The following is a 16,925-nucleotide window of genomic DNA, read 5'->3' as shown; positions in this document are numbered from 1 at the left end:
TGGTTTCAGCCGATCCGCGCTTCACCAAGATCGTCTTATTCAAGGTCCGTAAAGTCAGCCATGACATCTGCAACCGATGCAACCCGACCGGCGTATTTTCTGACAACGCCGATCTTCTATCCCAATGGCGTGCCGCATATCGGTCATGCCTATACGGTCATGGCGACCGACACGATTGCCCGCTTCCAGAGGCTCGACGGTTATGACGTTCGTTTCCTGACCGGAACGGATGAGCACGGTCTCAAGATGCAGCAGACGGCCGTCAAGGAAGGCCTGACACCGCTCGAACTGGCAGACCGGAATTCTGCGCGTTTTCGCGAGATGGATGCTGCGCTCAACATTTCCTATGACGACTACATTCGCACCACCGAGAAGCGCCATGAGCGCTCCGTTCAGGCGCTGTGGGTCGCCCTGGAGAAGGCGGGCGCCATCTATCTCGACAAATATGCCGGCTGGTATTCGGTTCGCCAGGAAGCCTATTTCGACGAAGCGGAAACGACGCTCGGCGACGATGGTGTCCGGCGTGAGCCGCTCGGCTCGCCGGTGGAGTGGACCGAGGAGGAAACCTATTTCTTCCGTCTGTCCGCCTACCAGGACAAGCTGCTCGATCTATACGCGCGCGTTCCGGACTTCGTGTTGCCGCGCGAGCGTCTCAACGAAGTGACGAGTTTCGTCAAGGGCGGCCTGCAGGATCTGTCGATTTCGCGGACCACGTTCGACTGGGGCATCAAGGTGCCGGGTGCGCCCGGCCATGTGATGTATGTCTGGATCGATGCGCTGACCAACTACATCACGGCAGCCGGCTATCCGGATGTCGATGGCGACGACTTCAAACGCTATTGGCCTGCCAACCTGCATGTGATCGGCAAGGATATCGTTCGCTTTCACGCGGTATACTGGCCTGCATTCCTGATGGCTGCGGGGGTCGATGTCCCGCATCGGGTCTTCAGTCACGGATTTCTTCTCAACCGTGGTGAGAAGATGTCGAAGTCGGTCGGCAACGTGGTCGATCCGATCGGCATGGCCCAGCAATATGGCGTCGATCAGATGCGCTATTTCTTCATGCGCGAAGTCTCGTTCGGGCAGGACGGCAGCTACAATCACGAAGCCATCGTCAATCGCACCAATGCCGATCTCGCCAACGATCTCGGCAATCTCGCGCAGCGCTCGCTGTCGATGATCGCCAAGCAATATGGCGGCGTGCTGCCGGAGCCGGGCGCGTTCAGCGACAACGACAAGGCCATCCTGGCGCAGGCCGATGGCATGCTGGAGCTCGCACGCACCGCGATGGCGACGCAGCAGATCCATCAGGCGCTGAATGCGGTCTGGGCCGTGGTTGCCGAAGCCAACCGCTATTTCGCGGGCGAGGCGCCGTGGGCGCTGGCCAAGACCGATCCGAAGAAGCAGGCCACGGTGCTCTACGTGACCGCCGAAGTCGTGCGTCAGGTTGCGATCCTGGCGCAGCCGGTAATGCCGGCGTCATGTGCGAAGCTGCTCGACGTGCTCGGGATCCCCGAAAGCGAGCGCGACTTCACGGCAATTGCGACCCGCATTAGGCCGGGCACGCAGCTGCCGACACCCACCGGCGTATTCCCGCGCTATGTCGAGCCCGCCGCCGCGACCTGAGTTCAACGATGCTTGTCGATAGTCACTGTCATCTCGATTTCCCCGATTTCGCCGAAGATCTCGACGGTATCGTCGCGCGTGCCGAAGCCGCTGGCGTCGGCAAGCTCGTGACCATCTCGACGCGGGTGCGCCGCCTGCCGGCGCTGCTCGCGATCGCGGAGCGCTTTCCGAACGTCTATTGCTCGGTCGGCACCCATCCGCACAATGCGGACGAGGAAGACGGCATCCCGGCGGAAGAACTGATCGAACTGACGAAACATCCGAAGGTCATTGCTCTCGGCGAAGCCGGGCTCGATAATTTCTACGAGCATGAATCGTCCGGCGCTCAGGAGCGCGGCTTCCGCGCCCATATCGCTGCGGCACGTGCGACCGGATTGCCACTGGTGATCCATACCCGCGAAGCGGATGAACAGTGCGGCACCATTCTCGCAGACGAGATGGCGAAGGGCGCGTTCAAGGCGGTGCTGCATTGCTACACCGGCGGACGGGAGCTGGCGATGAAGGCCATCGACATGGGACTGTCGATCTCCTTCACCGGCATCATCACCTTCAAGAAGTCGCAGGAACTGCGCGACCTCGCGGCTGAGCTGCCGGCCGACCGCATCATGGTCGAGACCGACGCGCCGTATCTGGCGCCCGGCAAATGGCGCGGCAAGCGCAACGAGCCGTCCTATGTGGTCGAGACGGCGAAGGTGCTCGCGGAAACGCGAGGCGTGTCGCTCGAAGAACTGTCGCGGCAGACCACCGAAAACTTCTTCCGCCTGTTCAGCAAGGCATCCGCCGGGAGCGCGCCTGGCACTGGCGTGCCGGCATGACGCTGGTGCTCACCATTCTCGGCTCGGGATCTTCGGCGGGTGTGCCGCGTCCCGCGCTGGGCTGGGGCGCCTGCGATCCCGCCAATCCCAGGAATCGTCGCCGTCGGTGTTCGATGATGGCGGAGCGGATCGGGCCCGAGGGCGTCACGCGCGTTGTCATCGACACCTCGCCGGATCTGCGCGAGCAACTCATCGACGCCGATGTCGATGACATCGATGCGGTCTTCCTGACGCATGAGCATGCGGACCAGACCCACGGCATGGACGACCTCCGCTCAGTGGTGCTCAAGCGCCGCAAGCGTATCCCGGTCTATATGAACGCCTCGACGGCGACTGATATCATGCTGCGCTTCGGCTACTGCTTTCAGTCGCCTCCCGGCAGCGACTATCCGCCGATCCTCGATCGCCTCAGCATCGAGGCCGGCGAGAGCCGAACCATCACGGGGAAGGGCGGCGACCTGACGCTGACACCGTTCCTGGTCCAGCATGGCAATATCCCGGCGCTGGGCTACCGGATCGGCAACACCGCCTATACGCCTGATCTCAACGACATCCCGGAAGAGAGCTGGCCGGCGCTCGCAGGTCTCGACCTCTGGATCGTCGACGGGCTGCGCTACACACAGCATCCCAGCCATTTCAGCATCAGTGATGCGCTGCGCTGGCGCGATCGCTTCAAGCCGAAGCGGACGGTGATCACCAATATGACGGCGGATGTGGATTACGAGGCGGTAAAAGCGATACTGCCGGAGAGTGTGGTCCCCGCCTATGACGGGATCAGACTGACGCTGGAGTAATTTGAGCAGCGAGTTTTTTCATTGCTGCATTTTCAAAGGTCACTTCGCCGGCCTCTCGACCATGCAAAGCTATCTCTGCGGCGATTGAGCGACCGATAATCCGCTGATCAATATTGCCAAACCGACCAGGCACGAGACGTCCCAGCCAACCGACCCAGGCCGGGGTATGCGCATTGCCGACAATAATGCCGGGGCGAAAGATGGCGAGGCGGGTAAAACCGACCTTGCGCAGATTGTCTTCCTTCATGCCCATGACGCGGACATAGCGAAGCCGGCTTTGGGCTGTGCTTCCTACTGCAGACAGCAGGCAGAACTGGGCGATGCCGGCGTTACGGCAGCCACGCGCGAAGGCGCCGACAACGCCGATTTCAAGTTGCTTCAGCTCCTCTTCGCTCCAGCGCATCGAGCCGGAACCGACACCCACACAACTCACGGCGCTGGCGGGCCCTTGGCTTAAAGCTTCACGGGCTAAGGCGGCAGTGCGTTCGGCAAAGTCAGCAGCGCCGGTATCAAGAACGACGTTGCGCACGCGTGATCGCGCGGCAATGGGTTTCCTGGTGATCATCACCACTTCGCGGCATTCGGGAACTGCCAGCAGCTCGGTGACGGCTGCACCACCGACTTGCCCGGTACCGCCGAGAATGATTGCGGCGAAGTTCTGCGTCATATGTGGGACCTCTGCGTCGGCAAAGGGGACGACGAGACCCTTACACCAATCTCGTCATTCCGGGGCGCTCGCGCATCTTGCGCGGGCGAACCCGGAATCCAGAAGTGTTTTGAACATAACGGGATTCCGGGCTCGTGCTCTCGGCTTCGCCGAGACCCCGCCCTGGAATGACGAGTTTGCTGCAATCAGCTATTGAACGATCCCGTCGACTTCACCTGATCCCGCAGCAGGAACTTCTGGATCTTCCCCGTCGACGTTTTCGGGATCACGCCGAACACCACGGCCTTCGGCGTCTTGAAACCGGGCATCTGCGCGCGGCAGAACGCGATGATGTCGGCTTCCGTCGCCGCGGCATTGGCCTTCAGCTCCACGAAAGCACAGGGCACTTCGCCCCATTTCGCATCGGGCTTGGCGACCACGGCCGCGAACAGCACGGCCGGGTGTTTGTAGAGTACGTCCTCGACTTCCACTGACGAGATGTTCTCGCCGCCGGAGATGATGATGTCCTTGGAGCGGTCCTTGATGGTCACGTAGCCGGCAGCGTCGAGCACGCCGAGATCGCCGGTGTGGAACCAGCCGCCTTCGAAGGCCTCCTTGGTGGCCTTCTCGTTCTTCAGGTAGCCCTTCATCACGATATTGCCCCGGAACATGACCTCGCCAATGGTCTCGCCGTCGTGCGGCACTTCCAGCATCGTTTCGGGATCGATCACCGTCACGGCTTCCTGCAGGTGATAGGGCACGCCCTGGCGGCGCTTCAGGTTGGCACGTTCATCCGCGGGCAGGGCGTCCCAGCCGGGCTGCTCGGCGCAGACCGAGGCGGGGCCATAGACCTCGGTCAGGCCGTAAACGTGAGTCAGCTTGATGCCGATCTTCTCGGCACCCGACAGCACCGCCATCGGCGGCGGTGCGCCAGCGATCGAGCCCTGCACGAGAGGCCCGCCCGAATAGATCGGCGCATCCGGCGCATTGATCAGCGTGTTGTAGACGATCGGTGCGCCGGACATGTGGGTGACGCCGTGCTCGCGCATCAGCGCGAAGATCTTGGTCGGGTCGACCTTGCGCAGGCAGACATTGACGCCGGCACTCGCCGCGACTGTCCAGGGGAAGCACCAGCCATTGCAGTGGAACATCGGCAGGGTCCAGAGATAGACCGGATGCTGGCCGAGACCGGCCGCGAGAATGTTGGAGACGGCATTGAGATAGGCGCCGCGGTGATGGGTGACGACGCCCTTCGGATTGCCTGTGGTTCCCGAGGTGTAGCCAAGCGCGATGGCGTCCCATTCATCGAGCGGGAAGGCGCTGGTGAAATCGGGACTGCCTTCGGCGAGGGCGGCTTCATATTCGAGTTCCCCGATCCGCTGACCGCCGGCGAAGGACGCGTCGTCGACATCGATCACGGTCGGATTCGGGCCGGTCATAAGGCGGAGGGCCTCGGTGATCACGCCGGAGAATTCCGGATCGACCAGCAGCAGCCTGGCGCCGCCATGGTCGAGCTGGAACGCGATGGCCGCGGCGTCGAGCCGGATGTTCAGGGCGTTGAGGACGGCACCGGTCATCGGCACCGCGAAGTGCGCTTCGTTCATCGCGGGCAGGTTCGGCAGCATCGCCGCGACGGTGTCACCGCGCCCAATGCCCCGCCCGGTCAGGAACGAGGCAAAGCGCCGGCAGCGTTCATAGGTTTGCGCCCAGGTGAAACGACGTCCCTCATAGACGGTGCTGGTGAGGTCTGGATAAACCGCCGCGCTGCGCTTGAGAAAACTCAGCGGCGACAGCGGCACGAAGTTGGCCGGAGTCTGGTCGAGGCCGACGCTATAGGCGCCCTGATCTGGGATCATAGTGGCCCTTTCGTATTTGGATCAGTGAGTTGTACCGAATATCTCACTTATCAGTTTATCGCAGGAATGATCTTCTAAAATTACATGAGGTCGAGGCTTTAACACGCTGATTTGACGTCACTTAGAGGAATCCGATCGATATCCACGGGAAGATCGCGACGATGATCAGGCCAATCAGCAGCGCCAGAAGATAACCAAGGATCGGCCGGATGCCTTCCGCGGGATCGACACGGCCGATGGCGCAGGCGGCATAGTAGCCCACGCCGAAGGGCGGCGCGAACAGTCCGATGCCCATGGCGAGGATCACGACCATCGCATAGTGGACCTCGTGGACGCCGACCAGCCGCGCGATCGGGAACAGCAGCGGCCCGAACAGCACGATGGCGGGGATGCCTTCAAGTACGCTGCCGAGGATGACAAAGGCCACGATGGAGACCGCGATGAAGGTGGCACCGCCGCCCGGCAGGCCCGTCATGGCCGCGGCCAGCGAGCGCGAGAAGCCGGACTGGGTCAGGCCCCAGGCCATGCCGGTCGCGGTTCCGATGATCAGCAGGATTGCGCCGGAGAGGCAGGCCGTATCGACCAGCATCGGCTTCAGCCGGTTCCAGTCGAACTGACGATAGATCAACAGGCCCGCGAGCACGGCATAGACGATGCCGATGGTGGAGACCTCCGTGGCGGTCGCCACACCCTCGACCACGGCGGCGCGGATCACGAAGGGCAGCGCGATGGCCGGCACCGAGATGATGAAAGCCTTGAAGATGTCGCGCCCGGAAGCCCGTTTGACGTGGCTCAGGTCCTCGCCGCGATAGCGCCACCACACCAGCACGCCCAGCGTGATTGCGAGCACCACACCCGGCAGCAAGCCGCCGGTGAACAGCGCCGAGATCGACACGCCGGTGACCGAGCCGATGGTGATCAGCACCAGGCTCGGCGGAATGGTCTCGGTCTGCGCGCCGGTCGCCGAGAGCAGGGCGACGAGATCGCCCGGCTTGGCGCCGCGCGCCTTCATTTCAGGGAACAGCACCGGCGCTACCGCCGCCATGTCGGCGGCCTTGGAGCCGGAAATGCCGGAAACGAGATACATCGCGCCGATCAGCACGTAATGCAGGCCGCCGCGGACGTGGCCGAGCAGGCTGGCGAGAAACGCCACCATGGCGCGGGCCATGCCGGTCATCTCGATCAGCAGGCCGAGGAACACGAATAGCGGGACAGACAGCAGGATGAGATGGCTCATGCCCTCGTCCATGCGGCCGACCAGCACCATCATCGGCGTCCGTGTGGTCAGCGCCATATAGCCGAAGATCGCGAGGCCAAAACCGAAGGCAATGGGCACGCCGGCGAATACGCACAGCGCCACGACGCCGACGAAGAAGATGATCAGGTTGAGATTGCCGAGGGTCCGCAGCAGGGGCTCGGCGAGCCAGAACAGGCCGATGATCGCCACGACGGTGCCGAGCGCCGTCAGCACGGTGCGAACCTGGCCGTAGCGCACCAGCCGCAGCAGCGCGAAGACGATCATCAGCGAGATGCCGACCGGCAGCGCCGCCGCGCGAAAGCTGTTGGCGATCTGCAGCGCCGGTGTCGTGATGTAGCTTTCCTCATAGGCGTATTCGAAGGACGGCGCGACGATCATCAACAGGAAGGCGAGTGCGGCGCAGGTCCCGACGACGTCGAGAAACGCCCACATCCGCGGACCGACCGACGCCACAAGCGCGGTCATCCGCATATGCTCGCCGCGCCGGAACGCCACGGCGGAGCCGAGCATCGCCAGCCACAGGAACAGGATCGAGGACAATTCGTCCGACCAGATCAGCGGGCGGTGGAAGCCGTAACGGGCCACCACGCCGATGAACAGGATGATCACCTCCGCCACCACCAGCAGCGCCGCGGGAATCTCGACCAGATGGCCGAGCGCGCGGTCGATGGATGTCAGGATCGCGTCGCGGCGGGAGAGGGGCGCCCTCTCCACGCTGGACGCCCCGCTTTCAAGGGCGGAGATGTCATGCACGGCCATATTGGTTCCGATCAGCCGAGCTTGCCGACGGCCTTCTCAAGGATGGCCCAGGCTTCGTCGCCATACTTGCCCTGCCATTCCTTGTAGAAGCCGGCCGACTTCAGCTTGTCGCGGAACGGGCCGGGCTCTAGCTCATTGAAGGCCAGCCCCTTGGATTCCAGTTCGCCGCGCAGATTGGCGTTGAGTTTGGCGACGTCCTCGCGCTCCTTCATGCCGGCGGCATTGATGTTCTTGGCGACGATGTCGCGCAGATCGGCCGGCAGCTTCTCCCAGGCGCGGCGGTTGGCCAGGAACCAGTAGCCGTCCCACATGTGGTTGGTCAGCGAGCAGAACTTCTGCACTTCGTAGAACTTCGCCGTCGAGATGATCGCCAGCGGGTTTTCCTGGCCTTCGACGACCTTGGTCTGCATCGCCGAATAGACTTCGCTGATATTGATCGAGGCGGGCGCACTGTCGAACGCCTTGAACATCGAGGTCCAGAGCGGCGACACCGGCACGCGGATCTTGAAGCCCTTCAGGTCGTCCGGGCTCTTGATCGGTTTGGAGGACGAGGTGATTTCGCGAAAACCGTTGTCCCAGATCTTGTCCATGACCACGAGATTGGCCTTGGTGATCTCCTTGCGGATATAGGCGCCAAGATCGCCGTCCATGGCCTTCCAGACCGTGTCGTAATTCGGGAAGGCGAAGCCGATGCCGTTGATAGAGGCGGCGGGGACGAGGGTGGCCAGGATCAGGCCGGACAGTGTGAAGAACTCGACGCCGCCGGAGCGGATCTGGCTCAGCATGTCGGTGTCGGAGCCGAGCTGGTTGTTCGGGAATACCTGCAGATCAACCTTGCCGTTGGTCTCGGTCTTGATCGCCGCCGACATCTCGCGGGCGCGAATGTTCATCGGATGCGTATCGGGCAGGTTATTCGCGTATTTGTAGACGTATTCGGCCTGCTGCGCGCGCGCGATGAACGGCATGCTGACGCCGCCAAACGCGGTCGCGGCGGCCGATGCCTTCAGCAGAGTCCGGCGTGAAATCGTCATTTTGTTTCTCCCAACCACTTCTTTGTTTGCCTTTGTGAGGCCCAAGGGCCCCTTGCCGTCTGGTCATCATGCCCGGGCTGCCCGGTCAAGCCTTTTCGCCGTGCGACCAAAGGCCAAGGCCCAATAGAGGACGCCCGCGCACGGCTTTTGCACCACGCGAATTTGTGGGAAGCATCGCGCGACTGAAGCCGCCGGCAGCCAGGACCGGTGGAGGAAACGCAAGGACAGCATATGAATAGGGATCACGGCGTAGCGATCATCACCGGCGGCGCATCGGGAATCGGTTTGGCAATCGCCAAGGCGGCCGTGGGTGAGGGCTGGAAAGTGCTGCTTGCCGACCTCACCCAGCCTGCTCTGGATGCCGCCAAGGCCCAGGTCGACGCCATCAAAGCCGGTGTGACCAAAACCGTTGTCATGGATGTGGCCAATGAAGACGCCGTGATTGCCGGCCTGAAGGACTGCGAAGCCGGTTTCGGCCCGGTGCGCGGTCTGGTGAATTCTGCGGGTATCGGCCGTCAGGTGCCGTTCTTCGAGACCTCGGTGAAACTGTTTCGCGAGATCCTCGACATCAATCTGGTCGGCACCTTTGCCGTTGCTAAGGAAGCTGCGCGGCTGATGAAGGCTCATGGCGGCGGCGCCATCGTCAATGTGGCGTCGGTGTCGGGGCTGCGCGGCAATATCGAGCGCTCGGCCTATGGCGCATCCAAGGGCGGCGTCGTCACGCTGACCCAGGTGATGGCTTGCGAGCTGGCGCCGCTGAAGATCCGTGTGAACGCCATTGCGCCGGGTCCGTTCGAGACGCCCATGGTGCAGGAGATGCATACGGTGGCAACGCGGGAAGGCTGGATGCAGGTGGTGCCGCAGCGGCGTTATGCCGAGCCGGAGGAGGTCGCTGGTGCCGCGATGTTCCTGCTGGATGACAGCAAGTCGAGCTTCGTGACCGGCCACATTCTCAATGTCGATGGCGGCTTCGCCGCGCATGGGTTGCTGCCGAAATATCCGTAGCAAGAAACTCGTCATTCCGGGGCGCGGGCGCACTTTCGCGCACGCGAACCTGGAATCTCATTGTGAGTCACACTTCGAGGTTCCGGGTTCGGCCGCGGCTGTCGCCGCATGCGCCCCGGAACGACGAGTTATGGGCCTTTCGCCGCGATCAGCGCCTTCATCCGCTCGGCATCTGCAGCCGTCTCCGGCGTATAGACCACCATGCCCAAATTCGGCTGGCCATCGACCGAAAATGTCGAATAGCTCATCGTGAATGGCCCGACCTCGGGATGGTTCACATGCTTCTTGCCTTCGCCATAGCTGCTGACGTCGTTGTCATGCCACATGGCTGCGAAGTCAGGGCTGATCCGGCACAGTTCAGCGATCAACGTCTGGGCGCGTTCTGATGCGCCGCTGCGCGTGATGTCGGCGCGAAATGCCGCCACGGCGAAACGTGCATCATTCTCCCAGTCCGGCATCTTGGCGCGGACATTTGGCCGGCAGAACAGGATTCGCAGAACGTTGCGGTCCTCGGGCGCGATGTTCGGATAGTCGCCAAGCACGGCCAGTGCCGCACGATTCCAGGCCACGATGTCCCAGGTCGCCTTGCGCACGACGGCAGCGCTGAACTCCATCGAATCCAGCACGCGCTGCAGCGTCGGTGTGACGATATCGGACGGCGCAAAGCGCACCTCGGGTAGCCGGTGCTGCGCCAGCAAAAATAGATGCTCGCGCTCGACTGCCGACAGTTCCAGCGCGCGTGAGATGCGGTTCAGCACATCGGCCGATGGTGCGCCGCCGCGTCCTTGTTCCAGCCAAGTGTACCAGGTGGCGCTGACATTGGCGCGCTGCGCGACTTCCTCACGCCGCAGGCCGGGCGTGCGGCGGCGCTCGGACGAGAAGCCGAATGCCACGGGATCCAGCCTGGCGCGGCGATCCCTGAGATAAGCGCCCAGCGGATTGGAGCCAGCGCCGGAAGTTGTTTCGGTGACCGTCATGCTCAGCCTGTTAGTCGCCATACCCGTATAACGTCACGGCTTCACGCAGTGTACCGCAGGACCGATACATCCGCGCATTCACGAGAGGAATATCACATGCGTGTCTTCGTTACCGGTGCTTCGGGCTTTGTCGGATCTGCGGTCGTTCAGGAACTGATCGGCGCCGGTCATCAGGTGCTCGGTCTCGCGCGCTCGGATGCATCTGCCAAGGCGCTGGCCGACACTGGTGCCCAGATCCATCGCGGCGATCTGGAAGATCTGGACAGCCTGCGGTCCGGGGCTGCCAATTCAGACGGCGTGATCCATACGGCCTTCATCCACGACTTCTCGAAATTCAAGGAAAACTGCGCGATCGACGCGCGTGCCATCGAGACGCTTGGCGACGTGCTGGCGGGCTCCGAGCGGCCCTTGATCGTGACCTCCGGCATGGCCTTCATCGCGCCCGGACGTCTGGCGACCGAAGACATGGGCCCGTCGAGCGCGTCGCCAAGCCCGCGCGTATCGGAACAGGTCGCCGAACGTCTGGCGGCACGCGGCGTGCGTACTTCGTCGGTCAGGCTGCCGCCATCGGTCCATGGCGATGGCGATCATGGCTTCGTGCCGATGCTGATCAATATCGCGCGGGAGAAGGGCGCCTCGACCTACTTCGGCGACGGTCTCAACCGCTGGCCCGCCGCACATCGACTAGACGTCGCCCGGCTCTACAGGCTCGTCCTCGAGCACGGTTCCGCCGACATTCGGTATCACGCCAGCGCCGAACAAGGCGTCGCATTCCGTGAGATTGCAGAGGTCATCGGTCGGCACCTGAACCTGCCGGTCGTCTCGAAATCGCCGGCCGAAGCCGCCGATCACTTCGGCTGGTTCGCAGGCTTCGCCTCGATGGATGCGCCGGCGTCCAGCGCCTGGACGCAGCAGCGACTGGACTGGCAACCAACGCAGCCGGGATTGATCGCGGACCTCGATCACGTCAGATATTTCGGCGGCTGAAGAGCGCAATGACGTGGGGCCACAAACTGGCTCGAATGGCCGTTAGTTCAAGCGGATATCGCAACAATTTGAGCTAAGTCTCTGGGATCGCTACGGGATAATATATTCCATAATATACCTTATGCGAATCCGAGATATTGGCATGTGGTCCCAGTTTCAGTTCTCTTAAAGCCGCACCCCGGCGACGCTCCCGCTATTTCGTGATCGCGTCGTAAACCAGCGTCTTCAGGATCGGCTGGATGCGGCCGCGCTGGGTCGGCGTCTGCACCATCAGGATCATCACCATGTCCTGATCGGGATAGGTCCAGAAGTAAGTCCCGGCGGCGCCGCCCCAGGCCATCTCGCCGACGAAACCCGGTACGCCGTCTTCGCCGGGTCCGGTGCGAACACCGAAGCCGAGGCCGTAACCGAAACCGGCGCCGGGATAGTAATAGGCCCAGGGCTTCACATCGCTGGCCGGCGCGACCTGGTTCTGGCGCATCAGCTGAACCGACTCGGGCTTCAGGATTTGGACGCCGTCGAGCGTGCCGCCATTGATCAGCATCTGCAGGAAGCGCGCGTAATCGCCCGTGGTGGCGTTGAGCCCGCCTCCTCCGGATTCCCATTTCCGCTTCACCGTGGGATCGCTGATGGTCTCGTTGCCGATGATGCGGTCAGTTGGCATCGGCTGCGCAATGCGCGGCGCCTTGGCGGGATCGAGCACGTAGTAGCCGGTGTCGGTCATGCCCAGCGGATCGAACAGATACTGCTTCTGAAAATCGTACAGCGACTGGCCCGATGCGATTTCGATGATGCGGCCGAGAAGATCGGTCGAATGGCCATAGTCCCAGACTGTGGCCGGCTGATAGGCCAGCGGCAGTTTCGCAAGCCGCGCGGCAAAGTCGGTATTGTCGAAATCGCCGTCGAACAGGCCGGCATCGAGATAAAGCTGCGTAATCAGCCCGAGATTGGTGAAGGCCGAACTGATGCCGGACGACTGCCGCATCAGGTCGAGTACGGTGATGGGCTTCAGCGCGGGTGTGAAGTCGAGATAGGGTTTGCCGCTGGCATCCGTGCGTTCGGTCGCGACCTGCGGATGGGCGAAAGACGGAATGAACTTGGCGATGGGATCGTCGAGCCTGAGCTTACCCTGCTCCACCAAAATCATCGCCGCGACCGATGTCACCGGCTTGGACATCGAATAGAGCCGGAAGATCGTATCCGTCGTCATCGGCGCCATGGTCGCGGGATCGCGGACGCCAAAGCCCTCATAATAGACCGGCTTGCCGCGGTGCTGGATCAGCATGATCGCGCCGGCGAGATGGCCCTGGCCGACTTCGCGGTCGAGCATGTCGGAGACGCGGTTCAGGCCGTCCTGGGAAAAGCTGCTCAGATCAGGCTTGTCCGTCAGCAGGCTGGTGCCTGCCAATGCGGGCGTGACCAGCGCTGCGGCGATGGTGAGGACGGACAGGAAGTCGCAAGATCGTCGCAAGATTGACACTGGATTTCCGCAAGCAGGCTTGAACACGGCCGGACGTTAACATCGAGATATTTCAGATGCTTGTCCGAAAATCACGCAATTTGCCGATATCGCGGTTTTACGGCGATCGATGGCCTCATGTGAATCACAAATGCGCGTCGGGTTTGCTCACGCTTCCGGGCGGCGGAAACCGGATCGTGGTGCCCAAAGTGATCCAGTTGGAATTCTCCCCGGTGATGTTGCGGCCATAGATCACGTCGACCGAGAAGATGTCGTTGGGCCGATAGCGCACGCCGGTCTGGATGCGTGGCTGGATCACGCTGGCGAATTCGGCGCGACCCGCCTGCCCGTACAGTTCCACTGTGTATTGCAGCACGTCGGTGAATTTCCAGTCGAAGCCGACGCCATAGGTGAAGTAGTGGCGATCGACGGTGCGATCCCACAGCCAGCCGGCATTGAGATTGATGCGCATGGTTTCGTTGAAGCGATAGGTCGCCGGAATTTCGGCGAAGACCGCGGTGTTCTGGCCGGTCACAGCGTCGAATGTGCCGCTGGCCAGCGCCGATACGCCGAATTTTCCGATGCCGGTCGGCTCAATGTTGATCTTCGCCTTTGGCGCCAGCGTGGTGCTGAACTCGCCATCGGAGCGGCTGTGATTGGTGAGCACGCTGAGTTCGACCGGACGCGTGATCTCCACCACGCAGGACGGATTGGCCACCGCCGCAAAGTCGCTATTGGTGGCCATCGAATACCAGCTCTCGACCTTGCAGGAGCCGAGGTCCGAAATATCCGCCGCATCGACCGCATAGGCGCCATTGGCCGCCTCTGCATGGCCCGAAGCCACCAGCAGCGCGACCAGAACGAAGCCGAACAGCGTCAGCGCGCGATAACGAGGAGCAGCCATGCTGTAGACCTAGCTGAGTCCCGAAATCCTCGACAGAACAATCGCGTCTCGCTTATCCTGCCGGTATGACCGAACACCATCATCACGACCACGATCATTCCGAATTGTCGGACACCGAGCTGCGCGTCCGTGCACTCGAGACCATCCTGACCGAGAAAGGCTATATCGATCCGGCAGCGCTGGACGCGATGATCCAGGCCTATGAGACCAAGATCGGGCCGCACAACGGCGCCCTGGTGGTCGCGAAAGCCTGGACCGATCCGGCCTTCAAGGAAGCGCTGCTGGCCGATGGCTCGGCGGCGGTCGGCACCCTCGGCCATGTCAGCCGCACGGGCGATCATCTCGTGGTGGTCGAGAACACGCCCGAGCGCCACAACATGGTCGTGTGCACGCTGTGCTCCTGTTACCCCTGGGAAATGCTCGGCCTGCCCCCGGTCTGGTACAAGGCCGCGCCCTACCGCTCCCGCGCCGTGAAGGATCCGCGCGGCGTGCTGGCCGACTTCGGCTTCACGATTCCGAATGATACGGAAATTCGCGTATGGGATTCGACGGCTGAAACCCGCTTCCTGGTGTTGCCGATGCGGCCGGCAGGCACCGAGGGCTGGAGCGAACAACAACTGGCCGAACTGGTCACGCGCGACTCAATGATCGGCACAGGTCTGGTGACAGCGCCGGGAGCGCCGTCATGAACGGCGTCCACGACATGGGCGGCATGGACGGTTTCGGCAAGGTCGAGCCGGAACCGAACGAGCCGATGTTTCATGCGGAGTGGGAAGCACGCGTGCTGGCCATGGTGCGCGCCATGGGCGCGGCAGGCGCCTTCAACATCGACGCCTCGCGCTTCTATCGCGAGACGCTGCCGCCGGAGGTCTATCTCTCCAGCAGCTACTACAAGAAATGGTTTCTCGGCCTTGAGGATATGCTGGTCGAGCGTGGCTTCCTCGCTGCCGATGAGATCAAGGCCGGCCACGCATCCGTGCCGCCGAAGCCGCTGAAGCGCGGCAACTTCACCGTTGATAGTGTCGAGCGCGTGCTGACCCGAGGCTCATTCACGCGCCCTGCTTCGGCGCCTGCTGCATTCGCGATCGGCGATCGGGTGCGGATGAAGAACATCCATCCGACCACCCATACGCGCTTGCCGCGCTATGTCCGCGGTCATGTCGGCGTGATCGAGCGGATACACGGCGCCCATGTCTATCCCGACACTGCGGCGCATGAGCTGGGCGAAAATCCGCAGTGGCTTTACACTGTCGTGTTCGACGGCGCCGAACTGTGGGGACCCGATGGCGATCCGACGCTGAAAGTGTCGGTCGAGGCGTTCGAGCCATATCTCGACCCGGCGTAATTGCCTCAGTGCGCCCGCACGTCGCCCGCCAGGCCCGCGAGTCTGGCGGGATCGATGACCGTCAAGCGGCCGCGACCGGCTTTCAGGATCAGCATCCGGTTCCAGGCCGAAACGGTGCGGCTGACCGTGAACAGCGTGGTGTCGCTGAGTTCGGCCAGTTCCTGGCGCGAGATCCTCAGTTCGATCGGAACGCACTCACCATCCGTATCTCCTTCCCGCACCAGGCGCAGAACGATCCGTGCGATACGTCGATCGGCATTCTCACTCGTTGCCTCGTGAAGACGGCGCAGCAGATGATCGGTTTGCCGTCCGACAATACCGAGGACATTGATCGCGAGCTGCGGGACAACATGCATCAGTCCGCTGAAGCGATCGGCGGACCAGCACAGCAGTTCGGTCGCGACTGTGGCGCGCAGGGTTGTCGGGCGAGAAAAATTGCCGAACATCGATGCGGCTCCGGCGAGATCGCCGCGTCGCATGAATTGCAGCGTTTTCTGCGCGCCATGCGCATCGATCATTGTCTTCTTGAGCTGACCATCGATGACCACAGCGACTATCGCCGGTACGTCGCCCTGTTGCCAGAGCGAACAACCGCAATCCAGAACGTGCTTTCTGCCAGCTTCGATGACGATGCCGCGTGCGCCCTCGTCCAGGCCCGCAAAAAGCGGCGTTTGACCAAACGAATTGCACATCTCACGATCCATTGCTCGCCTTCCGGAACGAGCGATTTCGCCGAGCAGCTGTCGCAATCAAATAAAACTGTCATCAAAGATTCTGATGCGAGCGGCTCTGCACGACGACATCGCGATCAGAACAACGATATCAAATAAATCCTCCGCAGAGTTTGTTGTTTGATCCAGCGCAAAGAAGGTGGGCGCTGCAGCAGGCATATTGCCCTCGCTCTAGGCGAATCTCGCCTCTTCTCCAGGCATATGGCCGCAAACCGAAGGGGGAGCGTATGGTGACGGACCAGAATATTGCTCAGCCTGCAGAGGCTCAAAGACGCAACAGCCGCATGTCGGAGTTGCTCGTCTTTCTCACGATCGTCGTTCTCATCTGGCCCGTCGTCGCGGTGGGCGTGGTCGGCGGTTACGGCTTTCTGGTCTGGATGATCCAGATGATTTTCGGCCCGCCCGGCCCGCCTCTGCTTCACTAGGACTTTCACATGACAGACAAACTTACCAGACGCGCTCTGTTGACCGGCGCGACCGCCGGCGCGTCCGCGCACGACAATGAGCACATCTCCAGCGCCGTCGTGTCGGTGCTTCCGGCCCATATCGACGCGGTATCTGCGCGGTTGTCGAACCTTCCCGGTGTCGAGATACATCACCGCACGGCCTCCAAACTCGTGGCGGTCCTCGAAGGGCCAGGCAGCGGCTCACTAGGTGCGATGCTCGCAGACATCTCATCGTGGCCGGGCGTGCTCTCGGCCAACATGGTCTTCGAACAGCGTCTCGACTAGG

At 62.3% G+C, this 16,925-nt stretch carries 17 protein-coding genes; 9 read left to right on the top strand and 8 right to left on the bottom strand.

All coding sequences use genetic code 11. The annotated features are described in order from the left end of the window. Positions 1-60: 60 nt before the first annotated feature. Genes metG through LPB73_RS11925 form a run of 3 tightly spaced genes read left to right on the top strand, consistent with a single transcriptional unit; the run spans position 61 to position 3,235 of the window. Positions 61-1,626 (top strand): methionine--tRNA ligase, encoded by a 1,566-nt coding sequence (gene metG / locus LPB73_RS11935; protein ID WP_231080693.1) that lies wholly within the window; start codon positions 61-63, stop codon positions 1,624-1,626. An 8-nt stretch (positions 1,627-1,634) separates the two neighbouring features. Beyond that, on the top strand, positions 1,635-2,441 hold the full coding sequence (locus tag LPB73_RS11930; protein WP_231080692.1) for a TatD family hydrolase: 807 nt from the start codon (positions 1,635-1,637) through the stop codon (positions 2,439-2,441). Further along, on the top strand, positions 2,438-3,235 hold the full coding sequence (locus tag LPB73_RS11925; protein WP_231080691.1) for an MBL fold metallo-hydrolase: 798 nt from the start codon (positions 2,438-2,440) through the stop codon (positions 3,233-3,235). Before LPB73_RS11930 ends, LPB73_RS11925 begins: the two co-directional genes overlap by 4 nt. Here the strand turns inward: LPB73_RS11925 and LPB73_RS11920 are convergent. The 4 genes from LPB73_RS11920 to LPB73_RS11905 all read right to left on the bottom strand — a co-directional run bounded on the left by LPB73_RS11920 (position 3,216) and on the right by LPB73_RS11905 (position 8,785). Then, complete coding sequence (locus LPB73_RS11920; RefSeq protein WP_231080690.1) at positions 3,216-3,902, bottom strand: hypothetical protein; 687 nt, start codon at positions 3,900-3,902, stop codon at positions 3,216-3,218. The two genes, LPB73_RS11925 and LPB73_RS11920, sit on opposite strands and share 20 nt — an antisense overlap. A 185-nt stretch (positions 3,903-4,087) precedes the next feature. Continuing rightward, entirely contained in the window at positions 4,088-5,737 is a 1,650-nt protein-coding gene (locus LPB73_RS11915; RefSeq protein WP_231080689.1) for an acyl-CoA synthetase, read from the bottom strand. Between the two features lie 121 nt (positions 5,738-5,858). Further along, on the bottom strand, positions 5,859-7,754 hold the full coding sequence (locus LPB73_RS11910; RefSeq protein ID WP_231080688.1) for a TRAP transporter large permease subunit: 1,896 nt from the start codon (positions 7,752-7,754) through the stop codon (positions 5,859-5,861). A gap of 11 nt (positions 7,755-7,765) precedes the next feature. Next, a complete protein-coding gene (locus LPB73_RS11905) occupies positions 7,766-8,785 on the bottom strand; it encodes a TRAP transporter substrate-binding protein (RefSeq protein WP_093758575.1) in 1,020 nt (339 codons plus the stop codon). A gap of 231 nt (positions 8,786-9,016) precedes the next feature. On the opposite strand from LPB73_RS11905, the gene LPB73_RS11900 reads away from it, so the two are divergent. Then, a complete protein-coding gene (locus tag LPB73_RS11900) occupies positions 9,017-9,790 on the top strand; it encodes an SDR family NAD(P)-dependent oxidoreductase (RefSeq protein ID WP_231080687.1) in 774 nt (257 codons plus the stop codon). A gap of 128 nt (positions 9,791-9,918) precedes the next feature. Here the strand turns inward: LPB73_RS11900 and LPB73_RS11895 are convergent, their stop codons facing one another. Then, the gene (locus LPB73_RS11895; RefSeq protein ID WP_231080686.1) at positions 9,919-10,767 is read right to left on the bottom strand and encodes a helix-turn-helix transcriptional regulator; all 849 of its coding nucleotides are present in this window, start codon (positions 10,765-10,767) and stop codon (positions 9,919-9,921) included. Positions 10,768-10,863: 96 nt separating this feature from the next. Here LPB73_RS11895 and LPB73_RS11890 point away from each other — a divergent pair, with 96 nt between their 5' ends. Next, positions 10,864-11,754 carry an SDR family oxidoreductase gene (locus LPB73_RS11890; RefSeq protein ID WP_231080685.1) on the top strand — a complete coding sequence of 297 codons (891 nt, stop codon included), beginning with the start codon at positions 10,864-10,866 and terminating at the stop codon, positions 11,752-11,754. Positions 11,755-11,947: 193 nt separating this feature from the next. On the opposite strand, the gene LPB73_RS11885 is transcribed toward LPB73_RS11890, so the two are convergent. Together LPB73_RS11885 and LPB73_RS11880 are read right to left on the bottom strand one after the other, a co-directional pair. Then, entirely contained in the window at positions 11,948-13,225 is a 1,278-nt protein-coding gene (locus LPB73_RS11885; protein WP_231080684.1) for a serine hydrolase domain-containing protein, read from the bottom strand. A gap of 133 nt (positions 13,226-13,358) precedes the next feature. After that, entirely contained in the window at positions 13,359-14,117 is a 759-nt protein-coding gene (locus LPB73_RS11880; RefSeq protein ID WP_231080683.1) for a hypothetical protein, read from the bottom strand. A gap of 65 nt (positions 14,118-14,182) precedes the next feature. Here LPB73_RS11880 and nthA point away from each other — a divergent pair, with 65 nt between their 5' ends. After that, entirely contained in the window at positions 14,183-14,806 is a 624-nt protein-coding gene (nthA, locus tag LPB73_RS11875) for a nitrile hydratase subunit alpha (protein ID WP_231080682.1), read from the top strand. Then, positions 14,803-15,462 carry a nitrile hydratase subunit beta gene (gene nthB / locus LPB73_RS11870; RefSeq protein WP_231080681.1) on the top strand — a complete coding sequence of 220 codons (660 nt, stop codon included), beginning with the start codon at positions 14,803-14,805 and terminating at the stop codon, positions 15,460-15,462. The genes nthA and nthB overlap by 4 nt, the downstream gene beginning before the upstream one ends. 5 nt (positions 15,463-15,467) lie before the next feature. Here nthB and LPB73_RS11865 read toward each other — a convergent pair whose 3' ends face one another. Then, positions 15,468-16,211: a Crp/Fnr family transcriptional regulator gene (locus LPB73_RS11865; RefSeq protein WP_231080680.1), complete on the bottom strand. Its 744-nt coding sequence runs from the start codon at positions 16,209-16,211 to the stop codon at positions 15,468-15,470. A 209-nt stretch (positions 16,212-16,420) separates the two neighbouring features. Between LPB73_RS11865 and LPB73_RS11860 the strand changes: the two genes are divergently transcribed. Both LPB73_RS11860 and LPB73_RS11855 read left to right on the top strand, forming a co-directional pair. Beyond that, positions 16,421-16,618, top strand: a complete 198-nt coding sequence (locus tag LPB73_RS11860; RefSeq protein WP_184516569.1) for a nitrate reductase — start codon at positions 16,421-16,423, stop codon at positions 16,616-16,618. Between the two features lie 9 nt (positions 16,619-16,627). Beyond that, positions 16,628-16,924: a chaperone NapD gene (locus LPB73_RS11855; protein ID WP_184516572.1), complete on the top strand. Its 297-nt coding sequence runs from the start codon at positions 16,628-16,630 to the stop codon at positions 16,922-16,924. Position 16,925 lies beyond the last annotated feature (1 nt).

Origin of the sequence: Tardiphaga sp. 37S4, from assembly GCF_021044645.1 — a bacterium.
GTDB lineage: Bacteria > Pseudomonadota > Alphaproteobacteria > Rhizobiales > Xanthobacteraceae > Tardiphaga > Tardiphaga robiniae.
This window is presented reverse-complemented; position numbering and strand designations above follow the sequence as displayed.

Excerpts from the sequence above, each read along its gene's own strand:
- metG (WP_231080693.1), top strand. The coding sequence starts at position 61 with ATGACATCTGCAACCGATGCAACCCGACCGGCGTATTTTCTGACAACG.
- LPB73_RS11910 (WP_231080688.1), bottom strand. The coding sequence starts at position 7,754 with ATGGCCGTGCATGACATCTCCGCCCTTGAAAGCGGGGCGTCCAGCGTG.
- LPB73_RS11905 (WP_093758575.1), bottom strand. The coding sequence starts at position 8,785 with ATGACGATTTCACGCCGGACTCTGCTGAAGGCATCGGCCGCCGCGACC.
- LPB73_RS11890 (WP_231080685.1), top strand. The coding sequence starts at position 10,864 with ATGCGTGTCTTCGTTACCGGTGCTTCGGGCTTTGTCGGATCTGCGGTC.
- LPB73_RS11920 (WP_231080690.1), bottom strand. The coding sequence starts at position 3,902 with ATGACGCAGAACTTCGCCGCAATCATTCTCGGCGGTACCGGGCAAGTC.
- LPB73_RS11915 (WP_231080689.1), bottom strand. The coding sequence starts at position 5,737 with ATGATCCCAGATCAGGGCGCCTATAGCGTCGGCCTCGACCAGACTCCG.
- LPB73_RS11925 (WP_231080691.1), top strand. The coding sequence starts at position 2,438 with ATGACGCTGGTGCTCACCATTCTCGGCTCGGGATCTTCGGCGGGTGTG.
- LPB73_RS11930 (WP_231080692.1), top strand. The coding sequence starts at position 1,635 with ATGCTTGTCGATAGTCACTGTCATCTCGATTTCCCCGATTTCGCCGAA.
- nthB (WP_231080681.1), top strand. The coding sequence starts at position 14,803 with ATGAACGGCGTCCACGACATGGGCGGCATGGACGGTTTCGGCAAGGTC.
- LPB73_RS11880 (WP_231080683.1), bottom strand. The coding sequence starts at position 14,117 with ATGGCTGCTCCTCGTTATCGCGCGCTGACGCTGTTCGGCTTCGTTCTG.
- LPB73_RS11860 (WP_184516569.1), top strand. The coding sequence starts at position 16,421 with ATGGTGACGGACCAGAATATTGCTCAGCCTGCAGAGGCTCAAAGACGC.
- LPB73_RS11855 (WP_184516572.1), top strand. The coding sequence starts at position 16,628 with ATGACAGACAAACTTACCAGACGCGCTCTGTTGACCGGCGCGACCGCC.
- LPB73_RS11900 (WP_231080687.1), top strand. The coding sequence starts at position 9,017 with ATGAATAGGGATCACGGCGTAGCGATCATCACCGGCGGCGCATCGGGA.
- nthA (WP_231080682.1), top strand. The coding sequence starts at position 14,183 with ATGACCGAACACCATCATCACGACCACGATCATTCCGAATTGTCGGAC.
- LPB73_RS11895 (WP_231080686.1), bottom strand. The coding sequence starts at position 10,767 with ATGACGGTCACCGAAACAACTTCCGGCGCTGGCTCCAATCCGCTGGGC.